The sequence below is a fragment of the Halorubrum kocurii JCM 14978 genome, assembly GCF_000337355.1.
GTDB classification, from domain to species: Archaea; Halobacteriota; Halobacteria; order Halobacteriales; family Haloferacaceae; genus Halorubrum; species Halorubrum kocurii.
Genome location: NZ_AOJH01000042.1, coordinates 1 through 4,445, shown reverse-complemented (window position 1 = coordinate 4,445; position 4,445 = coordinate 1). Strand labels below are relative to the sequence as shown.

The following is a 4,445-nucleotide window of genomic DNA, read 5'->3' as shown; positions in this document are numbered from 1 at the left end:
TCTTCGGCCTGGTCGCCGTCTTCGGCCTGATCGGTCGCCTCGGCTCGATCGGCACCCGCGGTCCGGTCGGGGCCCGCCGGGCGCTCGGCGCTCCACGGAAGGAATTCGACGCGATCGCTGACCGACTGCCCGTTCGGGTCGTCGAGGGGATTGTCCCGATGCCGTGGCCCGGTCTCGTCGCCCCACCAGTTACAAGTCGCGTCGATCGGTCTCGGGAACGGCGTCGCGTCAGCGACCGCGCCGCCCTCCTCGTTCTCCTCGATGACGTTGTCCCGGAGCACCGCCTCGAACTCCGCTCCCGCCCGCAGCCTGTACCCCACGCCGTTCCCGACGAGGGCGCAGTCGCGCACCTCGAGGAAGCCGTTGGCGTGCTCGATTCCCGGGCCGGCGTTGCCCCGGACCTCGCAGTGACGCACGAGAACGGGGTCGTCGAGCGAGGGACTCCCGACGGGAGCCGACCTGAGGTGCGGGCCGCCGTTCGCCTCGATCGGCGAGCGATCAACGGGCGCTGCCGTTCGCAACGAGCCGTCGTTCCCGCCGACCGAGGCGCGGCCGACGGGAGGCGTTTCGAGTCCCGCGCCGTCGTTCCCCTCGATCAGCGCCCGCTCGACCCGTGACCCGCCGGTCGCCGGAAGCAGCACGCCGCCGCCGTTGTCCGCGACGACGGAGTCCACGACGACCGCCGTCGCGCGGGCGCTCGCGTCGAGCGCTCGCTCGGCGTTCTCCCGGATCTCGCAGTCGCGTATCGAGACGCGACCGTCGTACACGTCGACTCCACTGCCGCCGTTTCGCCCGATCGTCACCCCGTCGCACTCGATCTCCGCCTCGCCGTCGCTCCGCACGCCGTCGGCGGCGTTCCCCTCGATCGTCGCGGCGGAGAGGGTCAGGGAGCTGCCCCACCCCACGTCGACGCCCCGGCGGAAGTCCCGCACGGTGAGGTTCTCGACCGCGACGCCGCGCGCGCCGTCCCGTATCCGGATCCCCGCTCGTCGCCCGTCGCCCTCGAGCCGGTGACCCCGCCCGTCGATCGTCACGTCGTTCGCGGCGATCTCGATCCCATCGCCCTCCGCGGAGAGGTCGTCGGCGACGACATACCGCCCGGGCTCGTCGATGGTGGTCGGCCCCTCGATGGGATCCGGGCTCTCGTCGCCGCCGCCAGTCACCATCCGAACGCCCCCGATTCCGGCGAAGGCGAACCCCCCGCCGACGCTTCTCTGGAGGAAATCCCGTCGCGAGTGTTCCTCCTGCGAGCGGCCGTCCGGCGGATTCGCTTCGTTCGACATGAGTACCGGAGAGAGCGTCTCGGGTCTCATCGTTATGCGCCGGCGAATCTCGCGTTAGCAGGCGGCTATTCGCGCGTTTCGACGAGGCGATCGAGGGGCGCCGTTCCGGTCGAGTCGCTCGGGAGCGGCGGTCACCGCTCCCGGCCGAACCCGGCCGCGAACGTCGCCTCGTCCACCGAGAGGACCGTCGGCCGCCCGTGCGGACACGCGTACGGCCGGTCGCACTCGCCGAGCCGGTCGAGCAGGGACCGCAGTTCCCCCGCGCCGAGGTCCCCGATCGCGCCCCGCTTCAGCGACGGGTGACACGCCAGGTCGGCGAGCAGCGTCTCGCGGGCGTCTCGCGGCGGCTCCCCCTCCGAGAGCGTCGCGAGCGCGTCCCGAAAGGCGCCCGCGTCGGCCGCCCGGCCGAAGGGCGCCGGGACGGTCCGGAGCCTGACGGTCCCCCCGCCGAACGGCTCCGTCTCGAACCCGAGCGCGGCGAGCGCGGCGGCGTGCGCCTCCGCGGCCGCCGCCTCGTCGGCCGACAGCGACGCGGTCGCCGGCGGGTCGAGGTCGACGGTCGGCACCGCCTCGCCGTCGAACGCCCGGGCGAGCCGCTCGTAGTTCACGCGCTCGTGGGCGGCATGGCCGTCGACCACGAGGAGCTCGTCGCCGGCCTCGACGAGGAGGTAGAGGTCGCGGAAGGTCCCGATCGGCTCCGCGTCCGCGAAGGCCGCCGGACGCTCGCCCCCGTCGTCGCCGAGCGGCGTCAGCGCCCCCTCGATCCCCGTGTCGACCTCGGCCTTCCGCCGGAGGTCGGCGCCCGTGAGCGCGTCGGCGACGACCGACTCGACCGCGTCGGCGACCGCGTCGGCGTCGCGGAGCCCGACCTCCCGCTTCGCCGGGTGGACGTTCGGGTCCACGCGGACGGGCGGCAGCGACGCGTTCACGGCCGCCACCGGCTCGCGCCCGTCCGGAAGCAGCCGGCCGTACCCCGCTCTGACCGCGGCCGCGAGCCGGTCGTTCCGGACCGGTCGCCCGTTCACCGACACCCGGACGTGGTCGCGGGCGGCCCGCGTTATCGAGGGGTACGCGAGGGCGCCGGACACGTCGATCGACGCGGATTCGTCCCCACCTCTCGCGATCTCGACGCTCGCCGCGACCTCCGTCGAGCGGCTCGCGGTCTCGCGGTCGTACACGCCGAGCAGCGCCTCGGTGACCCCGGTGCCCGGCGTCGACAGGGTTCGCGACCCGTCGTGCGTCAGCGTGAACGCCACCGCGGGATTCGCCAGCGCGTAGTCCGCGACTAACGAAGACACCCGGGCGAACTCGGCCGCCGGTCCCGCCAGCGACTCCCGGCGCGCGGGCCGAGTCGCGAACAGGTCCTCGACGACGACGGTGGTGCCGCGGGCGCGCCCGGCGTCGGTGACGGTCGGCCCCGCGGAATCGAGGTCGTTCGCCGCTCCGTCGACCACCACCCGCGTCCCGACCGCGTTGCCGTCGCTGGTGACGAGTTCGAGCCGCGCGGCCTCGGCGATCGCGGCCAGCGCCTCGCCGCGGAAGCCGAGCGAGCCGACGCCGACCGGGTCGCCGTCCGGCGCGAGCTTGCTCGTCGCGTGGCGCTCGACCGCGAGCCGAGCGTCCTCGCGGCTCATCCCGCGGCCGTCGTCGCTCACACGGATCCGGTCGGTGCCGTCGCCGTCGACCGCGACTTCGACCCGGGAAGCGCCGGCGTCGAGCGCGTTGTCGATCAGCTCGCCGACGACCCTGGCGGGACGCGTCACCACCTCGCCGGCGGCGATCCGGTCGACCGTGGCGGGAGCGAGCCGCCTGACGCGGTCCGGCCCCTCCGGGTCGCCCGGGGCGCCCCCGCCGGCGCGCTCCTCACCCGTCATCGTCGACCCGCGACTGGAGGTCGTGGAGGGCGTTCAGCGCCTCGATCGGCGTCATCCGGGCGAGGTCGAGGTCGCGGAGGGCGGCGGTCAGATCGGCGGCGGGCTCGGCTGGGGCCCGCTCCGACTCCCGGTCCTGTCCGGAATCCGCGGAGTCTCCGTCGTCGCCGTCGGCGTCGCCCGCGGTGTCGTGACCCTCCTCCTCCGCGAGGAACTCTCGGAGCGAGGCGTCGCCGGCCTCCCCGCCGTCGTCCGGCGCGCCCCCCTCCGGTCCGACCGCGTCCGGCGCGCCGGACTCGGTTCTGCCCGCCTCCGCGTCGCCCGTCTCCGCGGCCACGAGGTCTCGGGACCGCTCCACGACGGGCGCCGGCACGCCGGCGAGCTCGGCGACCTCGACGCCGTACGAGGAGGAGGACGCGCCGGGGACGACCCGGTGGAGGAACGTCACGTCGCCGTCCTCGCGGGTCGCGGTGAAGTGAAGGTTGAACGCGCGCTCGCGCTCAGCCGCGAGGTCGGTCAGGTCGTGGTAGTGGGTGGCGAACAGCGCGGTCGCGCCAAGCTCGTCGTGGATGAACTCGGCGGCCGCGCGGGCGATGGCGCGCCCGTCGGTCGTGGCGGTGCCGCGGCCGACCTCGTCGAGGAGGACGAGCGAGTCCGGCCCGGCGTCGTGGAGGATCTCCGTCAGCTCGCTCATCTCGCGCATGAACGTCGACTGGCCGCCGGCGATGTCGTCGGAGGCCCCGACGCGGGTGAACACCCGGTCGAACACCGGGATCGAGGCGGCCTGCGCGGGGACGAACGAGCCGGTCTGGGCGAGCACGACCGCGAGCGCGATCGACCGCATGTACGTCGACTTCCCGCTCATGTTCGGTCCGGTGATCACCGCGATCGACCCGCAGGGGAGGTCCGCGTCGTTCGGGACGAACGACGCCTCGGCGCGCTCGACGACCGGGTGACGGCCCCCTTCGATCTCGACGCCCGCGTCGGGAGCGGAGTCGGGATCGGCGACGATCTCCGGGCGGACGTAGTCGCGCTCGACGGCGACCGTCGCCAGCGAGCGGAGCGCGTCGAGCGCCGCGATCGCGTCCGCGAGCCCCTGTATGCGCTCCGTCTCCTCGGCGACGCGATCGCGCACGTCGACGAACAGCTCGTACTCGAGGGCGTCCGCGCGCTCCGCGGCGCCGACAATCTCCTCCTCGCGCTCCTTGAGTTCGGGCGTGTAGTAGCGCTCGCTGTTCTTCAGCGTCTGCCGGCGGCGGTAGTCGTCTGGGACCCGGTCGAGGTTGGCGTC

Annotated in this window: 3 protein-coding genes; all 3 read right to left on the bottom strand. The window is 74.2% G+C overall.

Annotation, left to right across the window (positions count from 1 at the left end; all coding sequences use genetic code 11):
- Positions 1-1,283 (bottom strand): right-handed parallel beta-helix repeat-containing protein (locus tag C468_RS05400; RefSeq protein ID WP_008847866.1); only part of this gene is annotated, 1,283 nt, incomplete at its 3' end.
- Positions 1,284-1,414: 131 nt separating this feature from the next.
- Complete coding sequence (mutL, locus tag C468_RS05395) at positions 1,415-3,157, bottom strand: DNA mismatch repair endonuclease MutL (RefSeq protein ID WP_008847865.1); 1,743 nt, start codon at positions 3,155-3,157, stop codon at positions 1,415-1,417.
- Positions 3,147-4,445: MutS-related protein (locus C468_RS05390; RefSeq protein ID WP_008847864.1), on the bottom strand; the 1,299-nt coding region annotated here is incomplete at its 5' end. The genes mutL and C468_RS05390, both read right to left, overlap by 11 nt.

Bases quoted from the DNA above. Each gene is read 5' to 3' on its own strand.
- mutL (WP_008847865.1), bottom strand. From the start codon at position 3,157: ATGACGGGTGAGGAGCGCGCCGGCGGGGGCGCCCCGGGCGACCCGGAG.